Below are 25,786 nucleotides of genomic sequence, written 5' to 3' on the forward strand. Positions count from 1 at the left end.
TATCAGCGGCGGGGGCGAATAATGAGGGCGGGGCTTTCCACGCGCGTGCCTTGCCGGCCGCGCGAAAGGCCCCGGTGCCTTCCGGTGGTCCACACCTGCCGCTGGCGGAGCAGGTACTGACCGTAGAAATTCATTGTGTAGACCCGCTTGACCTCTACGAGGTCGCCGAAGCGGGAGCGGATAGCCTTCACGGCGTCGTCGAACAGGCCGGGCGGCACGCTGAAGGTCAGCGATTGGCCGCCGATCAACTGCACGTCGACCTTGCGGTTGTACGGCAGGGTATTGCCGATGATGATCTCGGTGATCGTCGGCGACAGGGCCGCCGGATTGAATTGCGCGGCCGGCACAAGGCGCCCGCTGAAATCCCCGGACTGATATCGGGGGGAAGCGCTGTCGGCGATGGCGAAGAAAAAACCGTCCCGATAATGGGCCGTCTTGCCCGTGCCGGGGTTCAGCGGTGCGGAGGAGCGCGGCGGCGAGCGGGCGATGAGGAACGACAGAGCGAAGTTGCACACCGCCCCCAAGATCGAGAAGCGGTAGACGATCCGCCCGCCGTCCGCCGGCCGAACCGCCGTCTCCGGTGCGCCCTCCACCCCATCGACCCAGCGCCGGAACCGACGGGAAGCCCGGCCGGAGGCGATGAGCCGATCCCGCTCGGCAATGGCGATGTCAGCCAGCCGGCGGGACTGTGCCTCCGGGGATAGGGCCTGGTCGACGAAGACCCGCAGCCGGGCGTTGAATGCTGCCGCTTTCGCCATGGGTCACTCCGTCGACGGCTTCTTGTTCGCCTCCTTCACCTTTTCCGCCCACCACTCCGCATAGACGCCATCCATGGCGCGGAGCAGGCGGAAGAGGATGGGGAGGTCATACCCGTGGTCAGCGGCGTAGGAGCGCATGACGGACCACGGGATGTTGCAGGGGGATGGAGGCCCCATGCCGCCGCTGCGCCACTGCCGGTCATCGGACAGGGCGTGCCAAGCACGCCATGCCCACCGGCACCACGGCAGGGGTTCGACCGCCTCGCCCTCGTCCTCCAGGCAGGCGGCCACCATTTCGGCCGCGTCGGGGTCATCATCCGCAAGGTCGGCCAGCAGATCGTGGCTGTCCGCCTTGCGGTTGAGATGGTCCCGTAGGGCCGCCGTCAGTTTCCCTCGGCTTCCTTGGCGTCGGACTCGCGGTCGGAGGTCGCCATGGTGGCCGCGGTGAAAGCCGCGTTCGACAGGTCCGGGTATTCGGGGTCGCGGATCAGGTCGCAGAACTCCTCGAAGGAGACCTCGGCGCCGTCGTCGTCCTTGAACCGGGCATCGCGCAGACAGCAGGCGATCAGGCACTCGATGTTGATCTTGCGCTTCAGCGCGGCCGGCAGCTTCTCGGTGTCGCCGCCGAAGCCCTTGGCGGCCTTGCGCTGCTTGGCGGCCTGCATGTCGAGGTATTCGTCACCCATGCCGAGGGTGAGGATTTCCAGGTCCATGTCGAGGTCGGGGCGCTTCCAGACACCGGTGGTGTAGGCGGCGGTGGAGCGCTTGCGGGAGGCGAGATTTGCCATGGTCGTAGATCCTTGATTGGTCGGTTGGTCGGATGAATGCGCGGTGAATGGGCGGGCGCCGACCAAACGCCCGCCCGCGGCCCGCGCGTGCCGTCATGCCGCCGGCAGAGCCGGCAGCCTCTTTCCCGTTGGTCGCGGGATCTCGTCAGGGAATCAGCGGTAGAACTCGATCCGGTTCACGATGACGGTCGAACCGGTCAGGGTGTCCTTCGAGCCGGTCAGCTTCACGGGCAGCATCACATCGGTGTTCTTTCCGCCGACGTTGGGGTCGGCTTCCTTCGGCGTGAGCCGCGGAGCGTCCCAGATCATCGCCTGTACCCCCTTCTGGAGGCGGGTGTTGATGCTGGTGACGGTGCCGCTCAGGTTCTTGGCGACCAGGGAGGGGTCGCCGAAATGGGTGTTCAGCTCCACGGCCAGATCGCACGCGCCATCCGTCACGTCGACCGGGGCCGGGGCGATGTCGTCACCATCGGCCGCCGCGTCGATGGCCCGGAGGTTGTTGGTGATGGTGAACTTCACACCCTTGGCCCAATTGGGTTTTCCGAGCGCGACGCCGCCCTCGCCGATGCGACCGCAGTTGGAGGAAAAGGCCATCACCGGATAGGTGCCGCTGTCCGGCTCGTCGTCGGGCGTCGCGTCGAGAGTGGTCGGGCCGGGAACGCCCGCCTTCATGCCCATGAAGCTGATCGAGCCGGTGGCCTTCTCCTTGGCCTGCCCGCCGAACTCCAGGCTGCCGACCCGCATACCGCTTTGCGCGGTGTAGGTGGGCGGGGTGTGATCCATGAAGCCGCGCTCCAGGGTCACGCCGATCTTCGTGACGCCGTTCTTGAGCACGTCGCCGAAGAAGAAGCGGATGGTCTTACCCGTTCCGGTGTCAGCCGCCCAGGCGGCCGGCAGATTGTCCAGTGTCAGCTTGCGGGCGGCGATGGCAGTGATGCGCCCCCACCCGTTGGCCCCGGCGGTCGCGAAGCGGTAGGCGGCTCCGGTGTCGCCGGTCTTCACCCACTGGCCGATGCTCAAGCCGAGCGTGGTGAAATCGAGGCCGCCGGCTTGGGAGGTCAGACCGTCGGCGACCGCCGCGATGTCGCCGGCAGCGCCCTCACACCCGACCACCTTCATGCGGGCGGAGGCGGCGGGGCTGGGTTCGTCCACTAGACCAGCGCCGATGAACGCGGGCGCGGTAGCGCTGCCGGTGGTGACCTTGGCGAGCTTGCCGGCATTGGCAGTGCCGAACCCGGAGAAGTAGACCAGATGCCCGGCAACGAAGGCTGAGCCGGCGGCGACCGCCACCACCTGGGACGCCGCGGTGACGCTCTGGATCACGGAGGCGGCGGTGCCGTCGTTGTCGCGGCTCGGGGTGTTCGTCCAGTAGTTGCCGAAAGCCGACTCCATTTCACTCGACAGCAGGCAACCATCGGCGGGGAAGTGCCATTCGATGCCGATCTGGCCGTCGTTCGTCTGGCCGACCATCGCCGGGTCGCTGTTCTGCCGGTCATCGCGGATGTCGTCCGACTCCACATAGACCGCCTTGGTCGACAGGCCGATGGACGTGACGCGCTGCTTGCGCATGCGCGGGTTGGTGGGGGTGGTGCCGAAGGTCTGCTCCTGAACACCAGTCAGGCGGACGCGGTTGGAACTGGACATTTTCAGCGGCTCCTTTCAGCCGGGCATGAAAAAAGCCGCTCGGCGGTGGCCGGCGGCGTGGTGGGCGTCAGAGGTGGGGCGGGAAGGATCAGAAAGTGGTGGGCCGGGCGATGCTGCGGATGAGGCTCATGAAGCCCTTCTGCAGGTCTGTCTTGCCGGTATCGACCCAGCGAGGATCGATGCCGGGCGTGAACTGGATTTTCTCGACCAGGACGCCAACCTCTTCGGCCTTGGCCTTCAACTCGTTCATCAGCGCGATCTCTTCGGCCGATAGGTCGCGGTAGCCCTTGATGTGCTTGTGCTGGTTGTCCATTGAAGCTCTCCTCGGATCAGCCGGCGGGCGTATCGGTCTGATCGGTGGCGGGAGCGGGGGTGGTGTCCTTCACCTTGCCGGTCTTCGCCGGGGGCGGGGCGGCGATATGACCGAGCCGGATGTGATCTTCGACGGTCAGCAGGCCGTCCAGATCGTCGGCGGTGATGGTCTGGCCGGCGGCGAACCGGCGGAGCGGCGTGTTGAAGGCGGCGATGACGGTGTACTCGGACATGGTTTTCAACTCCTCTTCCAGTCGATGACGATGTGCATTCCAAACCAGTTTCCGGTGTCGTCCTTGACGCCGATGGGGTCAAAGCGGATGCCCTGATACTCGATGCCGCCGATATCCTGCCCCCGGCACATTTCGCCGAAGGCGGTCAGCAACTCCCGGTTCAGCCGGGATCCGGTGTTGACCGGGGTGAAAATGAACAGCGTGAGCGAACCAGTTTCTTCCCAGCGGTCATCCGCCGGACTGCCGGCGCCGATGCTGGCCTGTTCCCACAAATCCCCGTCGACCAGCGCCTTTCCCCAAGCGTGGATCTCGGGAAGGCGGGTGACCGGATCGGTGGGGCCGAAGGGCTGCGGCAGGGTGAACGGCTCATTGTCCCAGGCCAGTGGGCAGGCTTGCGGCGCTGCGTCCGACCAGTTCGCTTCGATAAAGGCGCGGATCGCGTCGAAGGCGTGGATCGTCGACATGGGTTCAGCCCTTCGCTTCCATCCACCAGCCGGTCGGCCGCTCGCCTGGGCTATCGACCGTCAGCGTCTGGCCGCCGCCGGTCCACGCCCCGTTGGCGATGGTCGGCTTGATGATTACGAGATCGCCCTTCATCGGGCCGTCCGCCGGGTATGCAGTTTCCGCCAGAGCGTCAGCCGCAACGATGACGGAGAATTTCCGCTGCGCTGCGTTGCCGGCCAGCGTGTCACTGCCGGTCTCCCGCCAGAACGCTTTGACGATCACATCGGTGAAAGTGGGCAGCATGGTGCCCGACGGCCGGCGCAGCACCACCAGGGCGCCGCGTCGGTCGATCATGCGAGCTTCTCGGGAGCGGGCCATGGCGTCACCCGCCTACCAGACCGGCCGCGTAAAGGGCGTCCAGAACATCGGGAGGCATAGCGGAGCCAGAGGCGGCCATGCTGCCCACCCAATACTCGGTGCGGCCCGCCCCTTCGGTCTGTTCGGCCTTGACCGTCAGGTCTCGATCCTTCGCTTCCCATCGCAGCCGAACCAGCCGCTTCACGGCATCCTGCAGGACCGTTGGCATCTTATCGACCGCCCAGCCCGACGCGATGGTGACGGCGATCTCTTCGCGCTCCCAGCCGCCAGCCCGGCCGCCCGAGACCAGCCGCGACAGCAGCCCGGATTTCGGCTGCCCTCGATAGAAAGCGCTGTCCAGGGCCTCCCCGCCGATGGCGACGGCGGTCACGCGGGCCGGGTAGCGCCAGGGAAGCTCCAGCACGTTCCCGTTCGGGGTTTCGTCAGCGCCGAAGGTGACAACCGCCACCTCCGCCACAAAGGTGGCCGGGGCGTCGCCGGCATCGTCGCCAGCGATCCGGCACGCCTCCGCAACCCGGTCGGACGCGGACAGGGCTTCCGCCTCCAGCCAAGCGTCGGACAGGGTGTCGCCGGCATCGATGCCGAGTTCCGCCTTGAGGGCGTCAAGAGCGCACAGCCGACGGTCGGTTGCGGGCGAGGTGACGACGATGGTCGGCATGGATCACCCCTTGGTGGTGTAGGGAACGCCCCGCGACGTTGCCGCCGGCTTCGCCGGGCGCAGATCGCGCGTGACGCGCTGGGGCTGTTCGACGGGCGCCGGCTTCGCGACGCCTTCCCGATCCGGTGCACTCGCCATTACTGGGCGCCCTTGGCGACGCGCGGAGGGGTCACGGTGCGCCGGGGGCCTTCGCTCGCCTCGGGCTCGGGCTTCGTTTCGGCGGCGGGCTTTTCGCTGGTCGGGGCGATACCGGAGGCCGTGTCCTCGCCGCCGGGAGCCGAGCCGGTCGCGGCATCCGCTTCGGCTTTCGCGGCCTCATAGGCGTTCCGCTCGGCCGCCACGATGCTCGCCGCGTGGGACACCAACTCGCCTATCGGCGTGGCGTGGTCGACCTCGATGCCGCGCTGCCGGAAGCCGGCCAGCAGGCTATCCAGTCCTTCGGTCACCTGTTCGGAGGGGATGAGCGGCCCGCCCGCATTGCCATCGAGCGCGTCGGAGGCAACCGCCATAGCCACGCCCTTGGCGACGAATGTGGCGGCTTGAGCGGCGGGAAACGAGGCGGTCTCGCCCGCGAGATAGGGCGTGTGGTTCTTCAGGAAGCGCACGAGCATGGTGAGTGACGGGGCCTTGCGACCCCGCCCCTTCTGGTTCGGATTGAGCGAAGGATCAGACCAGCGTGCCGCTGACCGGGTTCTCGGTGGCACCGGCCAGGATGTAGGTCACCCCGAACTCGCAGACGTCCGTGTTGGCCGCCGACAGGTTCGGCGTCACCTGGAGCCGGACATACCGGTTCGTGCCGCTCAGGTCGAAGTCCAGTTCCACCACACCGGTCACCGTGCCGCCGCCGCCCGGCCCGGTGGCGACCACCGTCGCCGGCAGGGCCGGGCCATAGTCGTCCGCACCGGTGCCGCCGCTGTCGCTGGCGTCCTGAAGGTTGGCGGCGAAGGTCAGCGTCGCGGCGGCGGCCAGCGTGGCGGTGTAAGTGACCAACGCCTTGAGCGACGCGAAGCCGCGCCGGTCGACCCAGGCGCAGTTGACCTCGGTGTTGTCGCCAGCTCCGCCGGCCGTCACGTCGACGCCGGCAACGCCGTGGCGGGCGGCGATCAGCGCCGCCGCATTCTGCATGGATGCGTGCATGGTGAAATGCCTCCCGCTCGGGTTAGTAGCTGACGCCGGTGATGCAGGAGCCGGCTTCCGGCCGCTCCAGCTTGCAGTCGGCGTACATCTCCATGTGGATGAGGATTTCGTTGGTCTGGGTCAGGAAGTAGCTCTTCCCGTCGGCGCCGACATAGCCACCCTCCAGCGACACGCGGACCTCGGCGTCACTGCCGTTGGCGACGATGATGCTCGGGCCGTTGAAGAACATGATCTCCGTGTTCGCCCCGCCCAGGTTCGTGGGGACCTGATTGGTCTCCATGATCGGATTGCGCAGCAGGGTGTTGTTGACGTCGATGCTCGGGTAGATCTTGTTCCCGTTCGGGTCGCGCAGGTCCGCCAGCTTTGCCACCGTGCGCGGCGCCATCACCCAGTAGCCGCTGGTGACGATGATGTTCGCCTCCTTCGGCAACGTCACGGCCTTGCGCAGGTCCGCCTCGATGGACGCCGAGCTGGTGCCGCTGATGGCGAACACGTTTCCGGCAGCGATCTGCGACCGCAGGCCGAGCGGCACATGCTCGGTGCCGCCGCCGCGCAGGAAGCCCGAGTCCTCGTTGACCGCCGTTCGTTCCTGCAACCGGCGAACGACATAGGCTTCGAGGTTGCGCACCGCCGCGCCGCCGTTGCGCGCCTGATCCAGCAGCCGGCGGGAGATGACCGCCTCGATGGTCAGGCGCTTCGGATCGAGGCGGATGTCGCCGAACTTGAACTCGCCCGGCGTCGGCGCCGTGTTTTCACCGGTCCACGATCCGTTGGGCGCCTGCGTCTCCTTCGGCAGGATCATGGTGCCGGGGACATTCAGGACCTGCGGCGACATGCGGCGCACCACCGTCATGTTCTCCAGGCCCCCGATGATGACCGAGGCGAAATCCGGGAGGGACAGCGCGCCACCGGCGGCATAGTTGCTCAGGTTCATCGAGCGCTGGATGACGGCGACGGTGTCCTCGCCGTAGACCTGACCCAGCCACTTCTCGGCGTTCAGCTCGCCGCCGGTGTGGCGGACCATGATGTCGGCGATCATGCGGCGCACCGGCGCCATTTTGACCACCTCCTCGCTGCCCTTCACGGTGGCCGGCAGCAGGGCGAAGGTGCCCTCCGGAGCACTGCGGGGCGTGGCGCCGCTGGCGGCCATGGTTTCCATCGCCACCGCGCGCTCCAGTTCCTCGCCCAGCTCCTTTGCGACCTGATGGGCGTCCGTATACGCCTTCTCGGCATCGGTCACGGCCTTGGTCGCAGCCTCCTTGCCGGCAGCGTCGGCCGTGCGGAGCGCGCTCTTGGCCGTGGTGATGGCGGCGGACGCGGTCTTGGCGGTACCAACCGCCGCGGCGAGTGCCTGGCGGATTTCGGGGATCGTCTTCATGAAATGCTCCACGCAAAAAAGGCCGGGCGCGAGGTGCGGCCGGCCGGTCATCCGCCAGGAAAGCGGATCGGGTTCCCCTGCGGTCAGGCGAGGGAGAATTCGAGGGTCTTCAGTTCCAGCATCCGCAGGTCGGCAGCCCTGGTCTCCAGATCGTCATCCTCGGTCGCGACCTGCTGGATCACGCCGTCGATCAGGTCGCGGGCCTGGGTCAGGCTGGCCTCGTTGGTGCTGGACAGCACGCGCCCGGCTTTGACGGTGAGGCTGGGAATGGCCTTGCCGTGCAGGGCGCCGATGATGTCCTTCACGGTCAGCGCCGGAGCATCCTTGGCGACGTCATCGCCTTCCTGCTCGCCCAGCTCGGCCAGCATCTCCGCGACCTCTTCCTGGGTCATGGCGATCAGCGCTGCGCCCAGCTGACGCAGCGCGTCCGCCAGCATGCCGGGCACCGCACTGCCGTCATCCTCCCAATCCGCCTCGGATGCCGTGCTGCCCTGGATCCAGTTGATCTCCGACAGGGCGCTCGCGAGATTGCCGATGTGCCACAGCCCCTTGGCGGTCAGCGGTGGCGCAGCCTTGGCTACAGCCCCCTCCACCGACCTCTCCGCCATGTTGGCGAGGCGGAGGATTTGCCCCTTCACGCCCTTCTGCGCCGTCTTGGCCATGGTCCGGAACTCGTTGGCCAGCTTCTGCGGCACGGAGGCGGCAGCCCGCAGCTTCGCTAGCTCGGCGGCATCGATCGACACCGTGCCCGACCGCTCCACCACCAGGGCGCCGCGGACGGCCGGGACCGACACGAAGGACAGCTCCGCCAGTTCGCATGTCTCGTACTTGACCCCGCCGCCCAGGTTGCAGCCATTGGCGTCGAACCGCGGCGGGTTGGCCGGGTCCAGCGCCGACAGGTCTTTCCCCATGAAGCCGATCGACACGGCGTTCACAACCTTGTTCTTCACGCGGTTGAAAATCAGATCAGCAAGCTCGTCGTCTCCGGCCGGCGGGAACTGGACTAGCGCCGTCAGTTTGCCATCGGCGACGCCGATCTCCACGCATCGGGCAATCGGCCGGTCCGGATCGTGCTGCCAAAGGACCACCGGATTGGTGCGGTAGGCAGTAAGGTCGATGCCGGACTGAACCACCATGTCTCCGGCGCGATCCACCTCGGGGGCTGAACAGATCACGCGGACCTGTCGCAGATCAGCCAGGGTGGTGGCGGTGCCGCTGTGGGCCTTGCGCTGCATGCTCATTTCGGTTCCTCAGGGTTCGGAGCGGCGCCCGGCTCCGTCGGGCTCTTGCCGCCGGGCGGGGTGATGGAGACGACGGCGCCCTGCTGATCCACATAGGCGGTGTTCAGCGGGCGAGCGAAGACGTTGCCGGCCGGGCTGGGGTTGTACCCCTCGTCGATGCGCCATTCGTTCGGCATCAGGGCGCCGGACTGGAACATGGTCCGGTTGCCTTCCTGGCGGGTCTTGAAGTCGGCGCGCAGCAGGCGGCGGACGTCGAACTCGACATAGACGCCATCCGGCAGGTTGAAGGCCCGCTCGAACTCGGCTTCGAATGCCTCCAGCATCGGCATGAGTGTTTGATCGTAATAGGAGCGGGTCAGCGCCTCCACGTTGTTGTTCGTCATCCGGTCCAGCATGCCGATCATGTGCAGCGGCACGCGGAAGCCGCGGGCAATCTCCTCAATGGTCAGCTTGCGCTGCTCCAGGAACTGCGCATCGACCGACGTCATGCCCAGTTGGTCGAACTCCATCCCCTCTTCGAGAACCACCGTCTTGCCGGCGTTACCAGGGCCGCCGTGCCGGCCGTTCCAGCTCGCGCTCAACCGGTCAGCCACATCCTTGGTCAGCACCTTCGGGTGCTTCAGAACGCCGCTCGGCTGGGCGCCGTTCGCCATCAGCTTGGCTGACAGTTCCTCGCCAGCGATTGCGATGCCGATGGACTCGCGAAGCTGCGCCAGCGGTGACAGGCCGACGATGCCATCGAACGTCATCCCCCGGACATGGAAGACGTCGTAATCGGGGACCATCAGCGGGACGTTGCGGAGCATGGCGTTCTCCAGCGTCGTCCGCCGGGAGATGGCGTAGAACAGGCGCCCGTCCATCGCCTCGTAGATCGTGACGCTGCCCGGATGCACCGGCCACAGGCCAGTCTCATTCCCGAAGCGGTCCCGCAGGATCACGGCGATGGAGTTCCCCCGGAACCCCCAGGCCGAAAACAGGGCGAGCAACAGGCTGACCGGGGTCATGTGCCGGTTGGGGCGCCGCAGGATCGCGTGGAGCGGGTGGTCGGTTGCCGGCTCCCGCGAGCCGTCCGGCTTCTCGCGCCAGACCTGCGGCTTGAGCTTCGCCCCATCCTCCGCGATCACCCGGACGCAGGAATAGACCGCGGAGACGCGCATTGCCGCCGAGTCGGACACCCGCACGCCGGAGGCGGCGGGCGCACCGCCCATCAACGACACGAAACGGTCGGAGGGGTTTTGTGAGGAGCCAAGATCCTTCTGCACGGCAACGCCCTGTTGCCGGTCCCGCTTTCGCTTGCCCATGGGCACCTCAAATCGTCAGGAAACCGCCGGAGCGTTCCGTGGAGTGGTAGACGGACGGTCCGCCGTCATCGGCAGGCGTCATCGAGACGCCCAGCGCTGAGATCAGGGCCACCGGCCCGTCGATCTTCTTCGCGTCCTTTTCCTTGGTCGGATAGACGTTGTCCTTTTTGTCGGGCCGGGCCACGACGTTGGACATCATCCACTTCATGCCCGGGTCGCCGGCATGCTGAAGCTTCCCGCCACGGATCAGGGCGTCCAGCTCCTTCATCGGCTCGGAGAAATTCAGCACCAGCGGCCGGTATTCCGTCACCGGCGCCTTCCTGGCCTGGAGCCGGGTTACCAGCATCGTGGCTTGGTGCGGGTCGTAGGCGATGTTCTCCACCTGGAACCGCGCGCAGATGTCGAGGATGTCCTCTTCGATGACGCCATAGTCGATGATGTTGCCGCCGGTGACGATCAGCCACCCTTCCGCATCCCACGCCTGATAGTGCTCGTTCTCCGGCAGCAGGACGGTGTCCTCAGGCAGGTAGTGGAAGGTGAAGACGCGATAGGGCTCGTCGTCGCTCTCCGGCAGGACGAGCACCTCCAGCGCAGCGATATCGACCTTGCTGGACAGGTCCAGCCCCAGCGCCACCCGCCGGCCCTCGAAGTCGGCCAGCTTCAGACCAGGCACCTCGCACCGATCCCAGGCGGCCATGTCGAAATAGGCCGACCGGGCGTTCACCCACTTGTTCAGGTGCTTCGTCAGGAAGCGCCCGCGGTTGCGGGTGTTGCTGATCGCCTCCCGCTGGCGGGCCAGCAGGAACTCCTCGCTGACCGAGACACCCATGTTGGGGTTGGCCTTCCGCAGCGCTTCGGCGGTGGTCCAGTCGTCGGCATCGTCGACCGTGTAGATGATCCCGAACAGCTCGTCGTCGTTCGCGACCTTCTCCAGCACCTTCCGCACGACGTCGCGCATGTCGTAGCAGGGGCCGGCGATGTTATCGCCCGCCGTGGTGATGACGATGGCCAGCGGCTGCTCGCGGGCGCCCATGCCGGTGACCATCGTGTCGAACTGATCGCTGGTCGCGTGTTCGTGATACTCGTCCGTGATCGAGCAGCTGGGCGAAGCGCCGTCGCCGGGCTTGCCGATGACGGGCTCGAACTTGCTGCTGTTGCCCAGGATCGAGATGTTCGAGGCGTTCACCTCAACCCCGAAGTGCCGCTTCAGGTCCGGCCGTCCGTTCGCCATCAGCTTCGCCGGGCCGAACACCTCCCAAGCCTGCTTTTCGGTCGTGGCGCCTGAGTAGACCTCCGCCCCCTGTTCGCCATCGGCGCACAGCATGTAGAGGCCGATGGCCGCCACCAGTGCCGACTTGCCGTTCTTGCGCGGCACCTCGACGTAGACCTGCCGGAACCGGCGGAACCCGTCGGCCTTGCGCACCCACCCGAAGACCATGCAGACGATGAAGCACTGCCAGGGTTCAAGGCGGAGCAGATGACCCTTCGGGTTCAGCGGATCTGGACGCGCCCACTTGCCCTTGGTGTGGGGCATCAACTCGATGAACTTGCACGCCTTCTCGGCCTTCACCGCATCGAAGCGATACGGCCAGTCCGCGGCGTTGTCGGCGCGCAGGTCGTTCCGGTGTCGTTGGCACGCCAGCCTTACCCATTTGCAGGCTGGCACCGCGCCGGACAGCACATCGTCGATGTAGCGCTCGGCCAGTTCCACATGCGGGTGTGCGACCGGGCCGGGAGGCTTGCCGCCGGCCGCGCCGCGGGTTCGGCGGACGCCCGGCTGGTGTTGACGAGGCGCGCGGGGCATTACAGGTCCGCGAACGGGTTGCTTTCACCGGGAAGCTGACCGGCCACGCGGGTCCGATCCGCCGGCGTGAGGCCGAACTTCGCCAGCCACGCGGCGAACCGGCGGTCGGCATCGGCGATGTCGGCCACCTCCGGCCGGGCGCGGCGCATCGGCCCGCCCTTGCCCATGGTCCAGTAATAGCGCTCGCCGCCCTCGGCGAAGATCATGCTCCCGCCTTCGGTGTCCATCGTCAGCGGCCGGGACAGCGACTCCCGCGCGGCCAGCAGATCGGCATACGCCTCGCACAGGCCGACCAGCGCCATGCCGTCGGCTTTCGTCAGCACGCCCATCTCGTCCAGGATCACCGAGACGGCGCCCCAGACGGTTTTTGCCTTGTCGGTCAAGTGGGCCGGCGGCGACGGGATCGAGCGCTCGGGCTTGGGCTCCCGCTTGTTGGTGCGGCACTTCTGCGCCGTGCCGCTGACCAGCTTCAGGTGCGTCGGCTTCGGGGGGCGTCCTGCCATTTTCAGCCTCCAAACCCTTTTGTTTCCATTTTGCACGCGCGCGAATTTGACCACCCACCGGTAGACCCCCGGCCCAACCCCAAGGATTGCCTCCCCCCTACCCCCCTCGCCGGCCGTGGCGGCGATTATCGCAAGCGGAACAAAGGGTTCGGAGGTTCGTCAGGGCGTCGGCGCCGCCCTCGCGGCGCGGGATGATGTGGTCTGCGATCAAGCGCCCGTTGGCGCCGCGTTCTGGTGTGGTGCAGTGCGGATCGGTGCAGCGGTGTCCGTCCCGTGCCAAGCACGCCGCGCGTAGGCGCTTCCACTCGGACGAGCCGTAGAAGGGGTCTTGGACCTGTGGGCGCTTGCGCGGTGCAGGCTGCCACCCCTTCGGGCGGAACACTGGAGGGCGAGATGGCATTCTCATCCCCTCTTCCATGGTGCGGCGAGGCCATCGAGCTCTTTGGCCGTCTCCCGCACGATCCGCAGCTCCCGCTCCACCACTTCGAGCAGCGGGTTCACCTCCGCCTGATCCTTCCGCTTAACCAGCGGGCCGACCGAGCCGAGCTTGCCCTGCGCATCCTCCAGCCGGGCGACGGCGAGGCTGTAGGCCGCAAGGATTGGCAGCTTCACCAGCGTCAGCCGTGGACCAAGGGCGGCGGCCATCTCCAGCCACACGGTGCTTGCCCGGCTGTTCGCCGCAACGCTGGCCGGTATGGGGTGGGCGGGCAACGACGCAGCGGCGCCCGTGTCTTGCCCCGTGGTGCGCTTTGCCATGGTTCCGCCCCCGTCGTACCGGGCAGGACGCCGCAAGCCGCTGTCCGGCCGGCTGTCAGCCCGCTTCACCCTTCCCCGTTCGCCAGCGTGGCAGGGGAAGGCACCTGCGCCGTGAAACCGTCCATGGCACCCACGGCAACGCGCCCGTCGGGCAGGTTCTGCATCAGGGGCCGAACGAACCGGGACGCGCCGGCGTACCCTTCGGCGATGGCTTGCCGCTCAACGGCGTCCGCCACGTCGGCGATGCTCTGGGACAGGGGCTTGCCGGTGGGGCTGCAGGGCGCGCACCCCGGAGCGGCGTGGCAAACCTCCTCGCAGCGCGTCATTGCGCACCCACGCGGTCCAGCGTGCTCACCGGGAGGCGCTTCAGGATCTCAGCATTCTGCTCGATCACCCTTTCCACGTTCTCGCTGAGCTGGATGGTGGCGCGGGTTTGCTCATGCATGCCTGCGATTACCAGTTTGAACGTCTCCATGCTCGGTCCCGGCAGGGGGCGGCGGGACCAGATCCAGATCGCCAGCACGGCACCGAGCGCCAGCACCGCGGCGACTTGGGCGTAGGGATGCAGGCCGCCGATGCTGTTCAGCGTGGCGGGAACGTCGGGAAGTGGGAGGGGCAAGCTGTCCATGGGGTGGCCTCAACAGGGGGAAATGGGAAGGGGGAGGTGCGCTGTGTGTCGCGGTTGGGCGACAGGTCACGGTGCAGGCGAAAAAAACTCTCAGGGGCAGGGATTTTCCCTCTCGCTCCGCTGCCGCGCCCTCCGTAGGGTGCAACCACAACGAGCGGACAACCCGCCAATAACTGAACCCCTGATAGCGAACCAAGGAGCAAGCCATGACCGCCACGTTCTCCACCAAGACCGCCGCTACCGCCGCCGCCCGTGATGCTGGCCTCAAGGATGGCGAGTTCACCGTGACGAAGGGTGATGCCGGCTGGAACTATGCGCCGAAGGAGGCCGCCCTCACGCCGGCACTGAACCCGCCCATGGGCGAGCAGGAGATCGAGCGGCAGGACGGCGACCAGGGCGGCGAGACGGGCGCCTCGCAGCAGGACGGCACCAGCGCCGAAGGGCAGACCACCGAACAGCCGCAGAGCGAGCCGGCCAAGACCGGCCCGGTGGTGACCTTCACCGGCTCCGCGTTCCCGAGCATCGACCACGCGGTTGCATGGGCGAAGTGCGACGGGTTCGCTCGGAACCGGATAAAGGTGGAGGCCGTGGAGGGCGGGTTCCTCTTCCGGCCGCTGGCCGAGGGTGAGAAATACGTTGCCATCGGCTCCACGCCGCGCACCGGCAACGGCCCGGCCTTCCCGGCTCCCGGAACCAAAAAGCGAATGCTGATCGATCTGGTGTGCCGCGCCGAGGGCGCGACCATGACGGAGTTGGAGACCGCGCTTGGGTGGAAAAAGTGCAGCGGCACCCTCAACGAGTTGGACGAGACCTTCGGCCTGGAGCTGGAATACCGGAAGAAGGGCAAGGAAGGCCGCTATTTCGGCACCTTCCCGGCGGCCTATGCGACCCCGGAACCGGCCGGTGAACAGCAGCAGGCCGACGAGCAGGGGCAGCGGGAGCCGCTCGCGGCGTAACCCGCCCACCACTCCAGACCTTCAACAGGGGGCGTATTTCCGCCCCCTTTTTCATGCCCACACCTTGGAGCCCGAGATGCAGCGCGCCACCACCCCCTCGTCACCCGACCTCCACGTCATGGCAATCGGCAACGGCTACACCGTGTTGCGGCACTACACCGCTGAAGGGCGGCGGTTCATGGAGCAGCGCGGTCTCGAGTGGCACACGCCAGAGCGGGACACCCACATAGACCGTGCGCCCGTGATCGTAGCCATCGCGGAAGAGGCAACCGGATCAGGTTTGCGGGTCCGTTTCAACTGACCCGCCACGGACCCACTCACCACCACCCACCACCGAGCCGCGTTCCTCCGGGAGCGCGGCTTTCGGCGTCTCTGGCCTTCAGCCGGCCGGGCGGCGGAAGGCGCCCATGGGCGCGGCACGGTAGCCCGGCGGAACCGGTTCACCCTGCAGCGCCAGAAGGCGCCCACCCTTGCCGGCCATGGCGTGGCCGCTGCTACCACCCCTTGCCCGCGCGCCAGCGCCGAGGGGCGCCTTGCCGGGCTGTAGGGGCGCCTTGCGGCTGCGTCTGGACAGCGCGCCCGGTTTCTGTTCACGTCACCGGCTTTGGCACCAGCACCAGCGCCACAGGGCGCCCGTGCCGTGCTGGCCGGCTTGCCGCACCTTCGGAACGGCGCACCGTGCCACGCTGGCCGGAAGGTGGCGCCGCGCCAGAACCGGAAGGCTCCGAAGGAGCCGCCGGTCAGCGGGGGAGCCGGCCGTCGCCGGGGAGGCTGGCGGTCAGCGGGGGAGGCTGCCGTCGATAGATGGGTGTCGGCCGGCGGATGGCGACGGCACCACATGGCCCGACCTGTCGCCTCCGACCACCAAACCCCTCCCGTAGGTCTACGAAACCTTCGCAGCCTCCCCGCCAGCGGCAAGTGCTTGGACCAGACCGTTGAGCGGGGCGCGTGGCTCGAACTGCGTCCCCTGTCCGATCCCATAGACCGGCAGGAACCGGCAGGCGGGATAGGCCATGGAGAGGCATACGAGCGTCTCGCCCGATCCTGTCGGGACGGTGTAGGTGCCCGCCGGCAACTCCCCCAGGTCGACCCGCAGCGCATCCGCCACCGCAGCCATCACCGGGAAGGCCAGATGACCGCTGGTGGCGTCGAACAGGTGCGGCCATGCCCGCGCTATCTCCGGAGCGGTCCACCACCGTCCAGTCGACAGGTCGCCGCCGGGCGCGATTTCGACCACGAACAGGCCCGCCTCCTTCAGGGCGCGGCTCGCGTTCCCGCACGAGAAGCACACGACACCCGGCAAGCCCGACTCTCGGACGTGCTGGGCAATCACCGCAGCGCGGATCTTCTTACGGTTGGGAATCGTCAGCGACGACATCGCCCACCTCGATCTCCTGCGGGAACTCCGCCTTGATCCGCCCTGGGTCTCCGCCAAAGAAGACCAGCACGTTCTGGTGCCCGCGGCCGAGCTTCCGGGAGGCGGTGAACTGCCTCCCGGCCCGGAGCGCCAGGCTCCCGATAGGCGTTGCCAGCACCGCCTCGTTGTAGAAGCCGAGGCCAGCGTCGAGGAAACAGGCGATGTTGTTGCCGAGGAAGTTGCGGTAGAAACCCCGCTCGTCCCGGACGTCGCCGATCTTCACCACGGCGAAGCGGTTGGGCTTCAGCCGGCCGCACGCCTGCCGGAAGATTTTTCTATACCAGCCGATGAAGCGGTCGTAGGTCTCCAACGCCGAGCCGTCCTTGTCGCCCTTGCTGTAAATTTCAAGGTCGTAATAGGGCGGGCTGGTGAACACTAGGTCGTAGAGCCGGCCGGCGGGCAACAGGTTGTCGATCTGCGCGCTGTCGCCTTCGATCCACACCGGGTCACGCCGCACCTGCGCCAGCCGTTCGGGGGAAAGCCGGGCGCGAACACGCTCCCATTGCTCCCGATTTGCCTTCACCTGCTCGGGCCGTAATTCGACACCCGTATATTCGTAGCCCAGCGTCGCGGCGATGACGCCCTTGGTGGCCTCACCTCCGAAGGGGTCCAGAACGGCCGATCCAACGCCGGGGGTGAACCACCGGAAGATCAACTCGGCCAGCACCGGGTCAAAAGCGGAGCCGCCGACGGCGCTTCCACGCCGCATCCAGTCGGTGGCGACGTTGGTGTCGGGCAGGTTCTCCCGCCCCTCCTGGGCGTGGACGCCAAGCGCGGTCCACGCCGCCTTTCGGTCGCGCCAGTATCCCTGACGAGCATCCAGCACAGTGAAGGGCGGGACGCCGAACCGCTCAACCAGCGTCCTGCCGGTGGCGCCATCCCTTGTCCCGGTCCCGGCGCCGGTGCCATCGGCACACAGCGCCTCCAGGTCGGCGGCGTCGAAGCCGATGGTATCGAGGTCGACCCCAAGGCCCTGTAGGTCTGCCAGTTCCGAGCCGAGCAGATCGTCGTCCCAGCGGCCGAGTTCTGACAGCCTGTTGTCGGCGATCACATAGGCGCGGCGCTGGTCCGGTGTCAGGTGCGCCAACGCCACCGTTGGCGCCACCGCTGGATCCGGATGGTTGGGGATCGACAGGCCGCGGTCGCGGATCAGCTTGGCAGCCGTCCATGTTCCGTGACCGGCGACGATCTGGCCGTCGTCGGCCACCAGCAGCGGCCGGGTCCACCCGAATTCCGTCAGGCTGGACACCAGCCGTTCAATCTGTTCGGGGGAATGCGTCTTCGGGTTCCGGTCGTAGGGCTTCAGCCCATCGAGCGGAAGATAGGTGATTTCGAGTCCCTTCAAGGTTTGCTCCGCGGCGCGGAGTGAATACGATTGCGTTCACTCCGATCTTGACCGGAGCCGGTTGTCCTGCCGATATGCCCGCGTCGCCTGCAGCGATGCGGGGCCGTCGGTCATCCGGCTCTGTCTGATGGAGCGTGCTCCAGACGCTGGCGAAGGGCGCGGTAACGCCCTTTGCCCCCCGTCTCCTTGGAGGGCGGCCTATTCCACTGATCGGTCAGTGGGGCAGAGGCGAAGATGCAGTCTCGGCGATGCCATCGACGACGTCTTGGACGGCATTTCCGATAGCGGCGGCGACCGCCATCAGGCCTTCCGCGACCTCCGGACGGCCGACCTGCGTGCACTGAATCGCCAGCGACGCGATATGTCGAACTGCCGCCGATCCGGTTGCGTCGATGGATTCGATGGTGGCCGGTGGCATCGGCCGACGCCGCGAGGTGGTGGCGAAATCTGAGTTTCCCATTCGCGTTCTCCACAAAAAGAAAAACGCGCCGCGGCGGGGCCGGGCGCGTTGCGAAACTTGGATTCTGGGGGAGGTCGATTTAGCGTGGGCACACTTCGCCTCGCTGAATCAGGTCTCCCATTTTTTCAGGGCGACCGTCAACCTTTCGGGGGTAGGGAAATTCCATTTTGCTAGCTCGATTTTTTCACCAGTAAAATTTAGTTCGTACCGGTTTCATCTGTGCTCATTGCTGTGGTGGTGGCCGGGCGGGCGGTCTGCAAATAGACGGTGGCAGCCGCAACGGAGGATTCGACCAACTCCGCAACATTGTGAGCCCGGACGGCCCAGTGCCGGAATTCAGCGGCCTTCCCCGGAACCGGATGCTTTCTTGGGACCATGCGATCCCCGATCCAGGCCTTCAGCGCCGGGTCGTATCGGCAGGCCATTTTGAAGTGCCGGGAGCTGACCAGGAATGACAACTCCACGGACCCAGCGACCCGGATTTTCAGCCCGTGCCGCCGGTGGTTGAATTCGATAGCCGGAGCGTCGAGGTGCGCCCTCAATGTCGCAAGCGCGGCGCGGACAAGGCCGGTGGCCTCTTCCTTGGCGACTGGGCCGGATCGGTGATGGCGCGACGTCCTCCAGCCCTCAACCCCCCTACCCTCCCCCGCCACCGTCCACACCACCGAGCCGAACAGGCCTCCGGCCCCACCTAAGGCGGCGAGCATGGACGCGACTTCACGACGCGCCGCTTCTGCCCCCGCTGCCGGCCCTGCCTCGGGACCTGGGGCGCTCGGAACCTTGACGAGGTGCCCCGCCGCGCGGCCGAGTGGGTAGTTCGCATCGGCAAACGCCTTCGCAAAGGCCTCACCCGCGCGCAGTTGGCCGAGATCGATGGTCGACGGCCAGAGCGCTTGCAGCGGCTGGATGACCTCGGCCGCCGGCCGGCCGATCCCCCCATCCTCCGCCGCCACCGTTCTGACCTGATCTCCTGACGGGCCAGCCCGGCGAAATTCTGTGGTGATTCTACCTTCGAATCCGGGCGCCGCCGGCATGGCCCGGCGCTGGACGTTGAGCATCGCCGCGGACCGCATCACGGCGGCCTGAAGCATCGCGCGGGTGTCCTCGGTGGTTTCGATGATGCGGGGCCAGTCGCCGGCCCCATCCAGACGGAAGAACCGGGAATAGCGCCCGGCGTCGGGCGCATCAGCATGATCGGGGTCGGTCAGTTCATAGATCGGCGGGGAACCGAGATCGGCGCGGCGCACGGCCATGCGGTCAGCGTCGGCTATGCGGATCTCGTTCATGCCTTCCAGCGGCAGCCTGGGCCCCGATGTCCAAACGCCGTCCCGCTCCGGTGCGCAGCTGGCACGCTCCAGCACTTCCGGGGGAACAAAGAAAGGCCAGACCTCCCCATTCTGTTGGTCGAACTCCTTCAGCACGCTCCGGGCGAACGCGGCACCCTCCCGGCAGATTGCCGCAGCTGCGCGTGCGGTGACACCGTCAAGCCGGGCAGTAGTGCGCGCCGGATGCGCCCAGGGGAAATCGCGCGCCGACCAGACGGACAGCCCGGCGGCAGTGCGGTCATGATGGGCCGCCCGCTGCTCATGCTCTCGCGCTTGCCGACGCAGACGGTCCGCCATCGAGCGCCAGAAGGTGCGGCACCATTCCACAGCATCCGGCTCGACCGGGACCAGTTCAACGTTCGGAACTTCTCTGGTCATGCGCCATCACCACCGGTGCCGGAACGGCGCGCAGCGTAGCGGGCACGACGCGCGGCCTCGTCGTCACGACGGCGGTGTTCGTCCTGCTGCAGCAAGGCTCCGCGCAGCAGCAGATTGCGACGCCCCATGATCGACCCGCACCGTTCCGCCAAGTCCGCGACGGTCGGCAGATGCTTCATGGATCGCGTGATCGCCCAGCATGCTTCAGCGACGATTTCGGTTGACCACAACTCCGCTTCTGCCGCCATCGCGACGGCATAGGCCTCTGCGTCATGGGGCTTCTCGGGGAAACTCCCGATAAGGTTGGCGATCAGGGAACGAGCCTCATCCGCCGACGCCGGCGGCGAAGCCAGGGCTTGTTGAAGTTCGGAAATCGCATTCTTCAATAATGCTTCATCCATGAGAACCATCAATGTTCGCGTGGATGGTCTTTCGGCGAAATCCAAAAGCGATGTTGCGTGCTGCTCGCTGATGGCAATCGTAGTCATGGGATACACGTTCATTTCATTCTCCAGCATTGATGCGTTTCAGGTGGTGTGAGTTGGTAATTTGCCGGGGAGAGGACTGAAGTAATCACCCATCGGCCATTTCATATCTTGCCTGAACAGCCGCTGGATCCATGCCACGCGCCGCCCAGTCCTCGAAGTATGGTCCAGGGTAGGAAAGGCGCAGTGATGGTTCGTCTTTGGTTCCGATATCGCCCTGAGGGGTGTATCTGCTGACCTTCATCTGGAGCCACGCGAATTCTTCGCCCTGAGGTCGGTGCAGAAAGTACAGCTGGTCTACTGCCCGGTTCAGGCCGCGCCTGGATAGTGCGGTGGCCTCGCCATCGTCCGCCAGCTGAGCAAGAACGACGATCCAGATGTTTAGCCGCTTGGCGACGTTCGCCAGCCATTGAGCGACGCGGCGCAGATGCTCCTCGTCCGACTGCTGGCGGGTCTTACCCTCGACCAGCTGCCAGTAATCGAGGATGAACCCGGTGATCCGGTGCTGCGACCGAGCGGCCAATATTTCCGAACGCAGTTCATCAACCGTGCCTCCTGGCAGGTCGACATAGACGATATTGTCCGCGGCGTTGAGCCGATACTGCGCGAGCGCTTCCATCACGCCCCGGTCACGCTCCATGACCTTCGTGGTCCCGACCCGCAGCGCCCGGCTGATCTGACGGATCTCGATCTGGTCCGCGCCCATCTCCAGGGCGAAGTAGCCATGCTTGACCCCGGCCTCGTTCAGGTTGAACGAGATGGTGCCGGCCAAGCCGGTCTTGCCGGCCTTGTCGTGCGCGGCGATGCCGTAGACCCGCCCCGGCCATAAGCCGCCGACCATGGCGGCGTCCAGGCTGGGCATGCCGGTGGAATACACGACCGGCGGATGCCGGAAGGTCTCCAGCATGTCCTCCAGCACAGCGCCTCTGGTTCGCGACCGGCCGGTTTCCACCAGTCGTTCGGCCTCCCCGACGATCTGGCCCAGCAGGTCGTCCATAGGCCGGTCGAAGTCCAGGCAGGCGTTGGCAGTCGCAAGAGCCGCTTCGGCCAGCCGCCGGCGTTTCGCTAGACCCCGAATCGTCGCGGCGTAATCTCGGGCGTTGATCGTGGTGATCATTCCGCATTGCAGATCGATCAGGTACGCGCGGCCGCCGCCGTGCTGTTTGAGTTCGGGGAATTCAGCCTCCAGCCGGTCGCCGACATCGGCCAGCAGCGCGGCGTTCACCTGAGCGCCGCTTTCCCGGCGCTTCACCGCGGCGGTCCAGATCGCACCGTGCACGGGATCGTAGAAATCCTCCGGCTGAACGAGAGGAATGCACCGGTCCAAGGCCTTCGCGCTGGTCAGCACCGCGCCCAGGAAGGCTTGCTCCACCGGCTCGTTGGAGAGCTTGGCGAACAGGTCTGCCGGTACGGATTCCGTTCGAGCCGGGGTGGCGGCGTCCGGGGTGGCATAATCGCGCTCGTCTGTGGTCATGGTCAGAATTCACCCCAGTGCGCCGCCTGCGGTCTTGGGCCGGCCTCAGCCATTGCAGGCGCCCTGTCCGGCGGGAATCGCTGTTCGGTTCGTGTGTCGATGGCGTTGTTCAGCCATGTCGCGCGCCAGTCGGATTTGAGGCCTTTGGAACCACCGGTTCCCTTCCAGTAATTCTGGAAGTGCTCCCACCGAAGGCGAAGCGCTCGGTTGTTCAGCAACGGGAGGCAATGTCGCTCGCGCGTCTGGTTCGCAGCTTTGGCCCATTCGTCCGGAAGATCACCATCGGGCACCCGAGTACCTCGGGTTCCCCCATCGGTTCGCTTGCGACTTGGTGCTTTCGCCGCTTGGTCCCCCAGCAGATCGAGGCCGGATGGTTCGCCGTCAGGCGATGCCCCCCCTGTGGGGGGTAGGGGGGTAGATTCCTTATTTCCTTTATTTCCTTCTTTCTTATTTGCGGCACTGCCGCGCACCATGGCGTCACACTCCTGCGGCACTTCTGCGGCGCTTGTGTTTTCGGACAACTGAAATTCGTCGTAATTACAGATGGTTACGGTGATTTGTCCTGCGGCGGTATCGAGCAACAGCATGTCATGCTCAGCGCACTTTGCGAGAAAGCGCCGCACCCTTCTGTCGTCCCATCCCCAGGCTTCAGCAAGGAAGCGCGTGGAATAGCTGAGTTGACCGCGTTTAAGGGTTACTCGCTTGCCAGCGATGTATTCCTGGCACTCTTTCCACTTCGCATTCTCGACCAACCACGCCCACGCCGCGCGGCGACAGAATGGTTCTCGTCGGCCTCCAAGTGCCGGATGATCCATCCACCCTCGATGCATCAAGTAGAAGCCACTCATTTACCTGCCCCCGCCTTTGATTGGCAGAGGCGGCAATGGACGGTCGACCGTTCATCTTGTGAAACGCCCAGGCGGAGGACCCTATTCATCAACGGTGCTCCAAGCCTATCGACGGCTGCGCATTTCGTCAGCAGATTGGTCACGCGCGTCCAAAGCGCGCATCCGGCGGATCATGTCGTCCAGTGTGTCCTTATCAGGATCGTCCAAGGCAGGAGCGATGGTTGACCCGAAAAGGAAGGCCAGGATGCCGATCAGCCACGAGGTGAGGCGTAGGCGATGCGGCTTCATCAGATCGCCTCCCCCGCTTGCAGGGCACGTTCAAGGTCAGCGTATCGCGACGACCGCGACCCTTTTGACTTCCGGCTTCGCTCACTCCACCACGCGACCCGGCGAGCCAGTTCGCGGGCAGCGATGTCCAGTTCGGCGTGCCCTGCGTCTTGCCGGCCGACCCTCCATCCGTGCCAGAAAGCCCTGGACGCCGCAGTGTTCGGCTCCGGCGCGCCAGAGGCGCCGGCGGTATAGCCAGCCTGGACCTCGTCAGCATCCAGTCGGTGAAGGTCGATAAGGCGCTCGACGGGGACTTTGACGCCACGGCGCCACAGGTCGTCCAGAATCGCGAGCTTGGTGTCGCTCGATGGAGGTGAAGGAGGGAGAGGGTTCGCAGTCATTGGGCCACCGCCTGACCTGCCTTGGCTTCCTGCTCCTGGATCCATGCCAGGATCGTGGACTTTCGGGCGCAGATTGTGGCTCCCAACTTGAACACGGGCAGACGACCGGCTGCAGCGATGTGGTAAACGCTACGTTCGGTCAGTCCTGTAAACTTGGCGATGTCTTTGACCCCTTTTAAAATATCATCCGCGAGTACGGCTGGAGGCGTTAATGCAACCGATGCCGTCATGGGAGCAGCTGGGGCCTGACGCTGGACCACAGGGGCAGCCACAGCCGCCGTCTTGGGGGAGGCGCGGCGCATCAAGCGGCCCTCCCCCACTGCCCGGCGGCGATCAGCCGGCGCAGGTCGTTGGCGGTGTTGAAGTGGTCGACGGCGGGCGCATTGCGCCGAACGCCGTGGTTGAGGTTTGGGCGAGGTATGGTATCTTGTTGGACGTTCATGGTTTTTGCCTTTCCATGAAATCTGATGGGTTGCGGTTGAATGCGGCGCATCACGAAGTGCCCGATCGTTGCCGCGGTCGGGCACTTTTCACTTTGCTCCACGAGCAACTTTCGATTTCTGCTGCTGCAAGAACCTGGATGATCTTGCGATACACTCGGAACTGCGGCTCGGAAGTGCCCGCTTTCCAACGTTTCACTGTGGAAAGGGCGACATCAGCTCGGCGACACACCTCTGACAAGCTGAGGCCGGACGCCTTGATCCGCTCGAACAGCGCAGAAACAGGATCTTCGGAGTTGGGTTTGTCAGTCATGGCTCATTAATGCGCCAACCAACAGCTTGCGTAAAGCGTTTTTATGCGCCTTGGCTTTGGCGCGTTTCTGCGCCATAAATTGCCTTATGAAACGCTCAAGACCATTCGATGGCGAGGATCTGTCGGATCCTACGGGAGAGGGAAAGCCCCAACTCCTTCGCAGCAACGACGCCGATGAGATTCGTCGTTGGATTAAATACGTTTGCTACTTAACAAACATAGCGCCAACAAAGCTTGCAAAAGGTGCCGGGATAGCATCATCCACTATCAATAAATTTCTTTATGACCAAAACTACAAATTCATTCCAAGTTCTAATACTCTTGAGAAGATCAGGAAATTCGTGAATTCAGAATTTCGTGCGTCATCGATAGATGATTTGATTGCCTATACCACAGTCAAAGATCCAATTTCCCGATACGATGAAAAAGATACAAGTTGCGACGTTAAGGATGTAGAGGGACCTAGCCATAGCTGGGCGGTTCCGCATATGTTTTGGCCGGTTATGATTCGGGGTCATATTGGTCATTATTCAGATGATGATAGAATGCTATTCGACAATAGCAAAGTATATTGGATTTCTGTTCCTCCTAGCCCTTCTTATCCCGGAATCGGTAGATATGGACTGGAGGTGAAGGACAATTCTATGAATCTGGTATATAAGAAAGGCAGTATAATTGTTTGTGTTGCGGGATATGATATAGAGGGGACTATTGCTGACATCAAGGATGGCACTAGAGTTATTGTTGAATACGGAAAGTCAGGGCAAGTGAAAACAAGAACTATTGGAGAAATTGTCCGGGATGAAGGCGGAGAAATCTGGTTGGTGCCTCGTTCATCTGATCCCAAGTATGGTAATGGCGGTGGAACCATGCTCAGCACCATGACCAATCCTCGTCTATACGCTGTTGTGGTCGGAAGCTACAATCCTGAATGAGTCTAATCGGCTCAAAAATGCGCTTTCAATGGCGCATTTATGCGCCTACAGTCTTGCTTAGCGCAACGGTTTTGAGCTTAGCAGAGGTAGGAGCAAGGCTATGAGCAATGGCGAGAATGTTGAGCCTCCATCGGTCGGGCTCACTACTCACCCCCAAGAGTTCCATGCCATCGCATCGATCTGCACCGCCACTGAGGTGGAGATCGGCGGCCGGCGACAACTAGGCCTCCGCGACGCGCGGGACCTGCACGTAGGGCTGAACGTCGGCCGCGACTTCACCACCTGGATCAAGGGGCGGATTGAGGAATATGGCCTCGTCGAAGGCCGCGACTACGAGGTCTCCCAGTCCCCCAATCTGGGGACTGGGAATGGCGGCCACACTGGCGGCTCTCCCACCAAGACCTATCGCCTGACGCTCTCCGTCGCGAAGGAACTGGCGATGGTGGAGGGCAACGAGATCGGCAAGCTGGTGCGCCGGTATTTCTTATGGTGCGAGGATCGCGCCACCCGGCCGGCCGTACCTCCCCCACCCGAACCGACCCTTGCCGAGCGCCGCCTGCGCGTCATGGAGCGGATCAGCGCCATCCGCATGGTCGATCAGATCCGACGCACGAAAGGCCCTCAGGCAGCGGCCGACAGCCTGCCGGGCATCTACGCCGACGTCGGGGTCCGGGTGATCGCCTCCCCCGCCCCGCCCCAGCAGGAGATGGACCTGCCGCCGGGCAAATGACCCGACCGGCCGGTAGCCAAGGAATGACCGTCAGGGCAGCGCGCCTTCA

34 protein-coding genes are annotated in these 25,786 nt (G+C 65.3%); 4 read left to right on the plus strand and 30 right to left on the minus strand.

What is annotated here, in order from left to right; genetic code table 11:
- Window positions 1-2 precede the first annotated feature (2 nt).
- The 19 genes from FZ029_RS12470 to FZ029_RS12560 all read right to left on the minus strand — a co-directional run bounded on the left by FZ029_RS12470 (window position 3) and on the right by FZ029_RS12560 (window position 13,963).
- Window positions 3-758 carry a hypothetical protein gene (locus tag FZ029_RS12470; protein WP_149269531.1) on the minus strand — a complete coding sequence of 252 codons (756 nt, stop codon included), beginning with the start codon at window positions 756-758 and terminating at the stop codon, window positions 3-5.
- Between the two features lie 3 nt (window positions 759-761).
- On the minus strand, window positions 762-1,052 hold the full coding sequence (locus FZ029_RS12475) for a hypothetical protein (RefSeq protein WP_149269532.1): 291 nt from the start codon (window positions 1,050-1,052) through the stop codon (window positions 762-764).
- Window positions 1,053-1,141: 89 nt separating this feature from the next.
- Window positions 1,142-1,546, minus strand: a complete 405-nt coding sequence (locus FZ029_RS12480; protein WP_149269533.1) for a hypothetical protein — start codon at window positions 1,544-1,546, stop codon at window positions 1,142-1,144.
- Window positions 1,547-1,699: 153 nt separating this feature from the next.
- A complete protein-coding gene (locus tag FZ029_RS12485) occupies window positions 1,700-3,190 on the minus strand; it encodes a phage tail tube protein (RefSeq protein ID WP_149269534.1) in 1,491 nt (496 codons plus the stop codon).
- A gap of 88 nt (window positions 3,191-3,278) precedes the next feature.
- Entirely contained in the window at window positions 3,279-3,503 is a 225-nt protein-coding gene (locus FZ029_RS12490; protein WP_149269535.1) for a hypothetical protein, read from the minus strand.
- A 16-nt stretch (window positions 3,504-3,519) separates the two neighbouring features.
- A complete protein-coding gene (locus FZ029_RS12495) occupies window positions 3,520-3,735 on the minus strand; it encodes a hypothetical protein (protein WP_149269536.1) in 216 nt (71 codons plus the stop codon).
- Between the two features lie 5 nt (window positions 3,736-3,740).
- Window positions 3,741-4,199: a hypothetical protein gene (locus FZ029_RS12500; protein WP_149269537.1), complete on the minus strand. Its 459-nt coding sequence runs from the start codon at window positions 4,197-4,199 to the stop codon at window positions 3,741-3,743.
- 4 nt (window positions 4,200-4,203) lie between these two features.
- Window positions 4,204-4,533 (minus strand): hypothetical protein, encoded by a 330-nt coding sequence (locus FZ029_RS12505; protein ID WP_149269538.1) that lies wholly within the window; start codon window positions 4,531-4,533, stop codon window positions 4,204-4,206.
- A 28-nt stretch (window positions 4,534-4,561) separates the two neighbouring features.
- Window positions 4,562-5,215, minus strand: a complete 654-nt coding sequence (locus FZ029_RS12510) for a hypothetical protein (RefSeq protein ID WP_149269539.1) — start codon at window positions 5,213-5,215, stop codon at window positions 4,562-4,564.
- A 3-nt stretch (window positions 5,216-5,218) separates the two neighbouring features.
- Entirely contained in the window at window positions 5,219-5,353 is a 135-nt protein-coding gene (locus FZ029_RS33935) for a hypothetical protein (RefSeq protein ID WP_282184173.1), read from the minus strand.
- A complete protein-coding gene (locus FZ029_RS12515; protein WP_149269540.1) occupies window positions 5,353-5,826 on the minus strand; it encodes a hypothetical protein in 474 nt (157 codons plus the stop codon). The genes FZ029_RS33935 and FZ029_RS12515 overlap by 1 nt, the downstream gene beginning before the upstream one ends.
- Before the next feature lie 55 nt (window positions 5,827-5,881).
- Entirely contained in the window at window positions 5,882-6,352 is a 471-nt protein-coding gene (locus FZ029_RS12520; protein ID WP_149269541.1) for a hypothetical protein, read from the minus strand.
- A gap of 22 nt (window positions 6,353-6,374) precedes the next feature.
- Window positions 6,375-7,730 (minus strand): phage major capsid protein, encoded by a 1,356-nt coding sequence (locus FZ029_RS12525; RefSeq protein ID WP_188051915.1) that lies wholly within the window; start codon window positions 7,728-7,730, stop codon window positions 6,375-6,377.
- Between the two features lie 83 nt (window positions 7,731-7,813).
- A complete protein-coding gene (locus FZ029_RS12530) occupies window positions 7,814-8,971 on the minus strand; it encodes an HK97 family phage prohead protease (protein WP_149269543.1) in 1,158 nt (385 codons plus the stop codon).
- The gene (locus FZ029_RS12535) at window positions 8,968-10,272 is read right to left on the minus strand and encodes a phage portal protein (RefSeq protein ID WP_149269544.1); all 1,305 of its coding nucleotides are present in this window, start codon (window positions 10,270-10,272) and stop codon (window positions 8,968-8,970) included. The genes FZ029_RS12530 and FZ029_RS12535 overlap by 4 nt, the downstream gene beginning before the upstream one ends.
- 7 nt (window positions 10,273-10,279) lie before the next feature.
- A complete protein-coding gene (locus tag FZ029_RS12540) occupies window positions 10,280-12,076 on the minus strand; it encodes a terminase TerL endonuclease subunit (RefSeq protein WP_149269545.1) in 1,797 nt (598 codons plus the stop codon).
- The gene (locus FZ029_RS12545; RefSeq protein WP_149269546.1) at window positions 12,076-12,579 is read right to left on the minus strand and encodes a P27 family phage terminase small subunit; all 504 of its coding nucleotides are present in this window, start codon (window positions 12,577-12,579) and stop codon (window positions 12,076-12,078) included. Before FZ029_RS12545 ends, FZ029_RS12540 begins: the two co-directional genes overlap by 1 nt.
- A gap of 402 nt (window positions 12,580-12,981) precedes the next feature.
- Entirely contained in the window at window positions 12,982-13,335 is a 354-nt protein-coding gene (locus FZ029_RS12555; protein ID WP_149269548.1) for a hypothetical protein, read from the minus strand.
- A gap of 322 nt (window positions 13,336-13,657) precedes the next feature.
- Window positions 13,658-13,963 carry a hypothetical protein gene (locus FZ029_RS12560; protein WP_149269549.1) on the minus strand — a complete coding sequence of 102 codons (306 nt, stop codon included), beginning with the start codon at window positions 13,961-13,963 and terminating at the stop codon, window positions 13,658-13,660.
- A 206-nt stretch (window positions 13,964-14,169) separates the two neighbouring features.
- Between FZ029_RS12560 and FZ029_RS12565 the strand changes: the two genes are divergently transcribed.
- Together FZ029_RS12565 and FZ029_RS12570 are read left to right on the plus strand one after the other, a co-directional pair.
- Window positions 14,170-14,919 carry a DUF3489 domain-containing protein gene (locus FZ029_RS12565; protein WP_149269550.1) on the plus strand — a complete coding sequence of 250 codons (750 nt, stop codon included), beginning with the start codon at window positions 14,170-14,172 and terminating at the stop codon, window positions 14,917-14,919.
- A 76-nt stretch (window positions 14,920-14,995) separates the two neighbouring features.
- Entirely contained in the window at window positions 14,996-15,220 is a 225-nt protein-coding gene (locus FZ029_RS12570; protein ID WP_149269551.1) for a hypothetical protein, read from the plus strand.
- Window positions 15,221-15,802: 582 nt separating this feature from the next.
- On the opposite strand, the gene FZ029_RS12575 is transcribed toward FZ029_RS12570, so the two are convergent.
- The 11 genes from FZ029_RS12575 to FZ029_RS12625 all read right to left on the minus strand — a co-directional run bounded on the left by FZ029_RS12575 (window position 15,803) and on the right by FZ029_RS12625 (window position 24,072).
- Complete coding sequence (locus FZ029_RS12575) at window positions 15,803-16,297, minus strand: hypothetical protein (RefSeq protein WP_149269552.1); 495 nt, start codon at window positions 16,295-16,297, stop codon at window positions 15,803-15,805.
- On the minus strand, window positions 16,269-17,681 hold the full coding sequence (locus FZ029_RS12580) for a site-specific DNA-methyltransferase (protein WP_149269553.1): 1,413 nt from the start codon (window positions 17,679-17,681) through the stop codon (window positions 16,269-16,271). The genes FZ029_RS12575 and FZ029_RS12580 overlap by 29 nt, the downstream gene beginning before the upstream one ends.
- 214 nt (window positions 17,682-17,895) lie before the next feature.
- Complete coding sequence (locus FZ029_RS12585) at window positions 17,896-18,099, minus strand: hypothetical protein (protein WP_149269554.1); 204 nt, start codon at window positions 18,097-18,099, stop codon at window positions 17,896-17,898.
- 239 nt (window positions 18,100-18,338) lie between these two features.
- Window positions 18,339-19,844 carry a hypothetical protein gene (locus FZ029_RS12590; RefSeq protein ID WP_149269555.1) on the minus strand — a complete coding sequence of 502 codons (1,506 nt, stop codon included), beginning with the start codon at window positions 19,842-19,844 and terminating at the stop codon, window positions 18,339-18,341.
- Window positions 19,841-20,362, minus strand: a complete 522-nt coding sequence (locus FZ029_RS12595) for a hypothetical protein (protein ID WP_149269556.1) — start codon at window positions 20,360-20,362, stop codon at window positions 19,841-19,843. The genes FZ029_RS12590 and FZ029_RS12595 overlap by 4 nt, the downstream gene beginning before the upstream one ends.
- A 55-nt stretch (window positions 20,363-20,417) precedes the next feature.
- Complete coding sequence (locus FZ029_RS12600; protein WP_149269557.1) at window positions 20,418-21,803, minus strand: DnaB-like helicase C-terminal domain-containing protein; 1,386 nt, start codon at window positions 21,801-21,803, stop codon at window positions 20,418-20,420.
- A gap of 2 nt (window positions 21,804-21,805) precedes the next feature.
- A complete protein-coding gene (locus tag FZ029_RS12605; protein ID WP_149269558.1) occupies window positions 21,806-22,651 on the minus strand; it encodes a hypothetical protein in 846 nt (281 codons plus the stop codon).
- 105 nt (window positions 22,652-22,756) lie between these two features.
- Window positions 22,757-22,939 carry a hypothetical protein gene (locus tag FZ029_RS12610; protein ID WP_149269559.1) on the minus strand — a complete coding sequence of 61 codons (183 nt, stop codon included), beginning with the start codon at window positions 22,937-22,939 and terminating at the stop codon, window positions 22,757-22,759.
- A 376-nt stretch (window positions 22,940-23,315) separates the two neighbouring features.
- Entirely contained in the window at window positions 23,316-23,621 is a 306-nt protein-coding gene (locus tag FZ029_RS12620; RefSeq protein ID WP_211104146.1) for a hypothetical protein, read from the minus strand.
- A complete protein-coding gene (locus FZ029_RS32980) occupies window positions 23,621-23,761 on the minus strand; it encodes a hypothetical protein (RefSeq protein WP_188051917.1) in 141 nt (46 codons plus the stop codon). Before FZ029_RS32980 ends, FZ029_RS12620 begins: the two co-directional genes overlap by 1 nt.
- Before the next feature lie 50 nt (window positions 23,762-23,811).
- A complete protein-coding gene (locus tag FZ029_RS12625; protein ID WP_149269560.1) occupies window positions 23,812-24,072 on the minus strand; it encodes a helix-turn-helix transcriptional regulator in 261 nt (86 codons plus the stop codon).
- Between the two features lie 86 nt (window positions 24,073-24,158).
- Here FZ029_RS12625 and FZ029_RS12630 point away from each other — a divergent pair, with 86 nt between their 5' ends.
- The gene (locus tag FZ029_RS12630) at window positions 24,159-25,007 is read left to right on the plus strand and encodes a hypothetical protein (protein ID WP_149269561.1); all 849 of its coding nucleotides are present in this window, start codon (window positions 24,159-24,161) and stop codon (window positions 25,005-25,007) included.
- Window positions 25,008-25,107: 100 nt separating this feature from the next.
- On the plus strand, window positions 25,108-25,737 hold the full coding sequence (locus tag FZ029_RS12635; protein ID WP_149269562.1) for an antA/AntB antirepressor family protein: 630 nt from the start codon (window positions 25,108-25,110) through the stop codon (window positions 25,735-25,737).
- The last annotated feature ends 49 nt before the right edge of the window (window positions 25,738-25,786 follow it).

Origin of the sequence: Azospirillum sp. Sh1, assembly GCF_008365135.1 — a bacterium.
Taxonomy (GTDB): Bacteria; Pseudomonadota; Alphaproteobacteria; order Azospirillales; family Azospirillaceae; genus Azospirillum; species Azospirillum oryzae.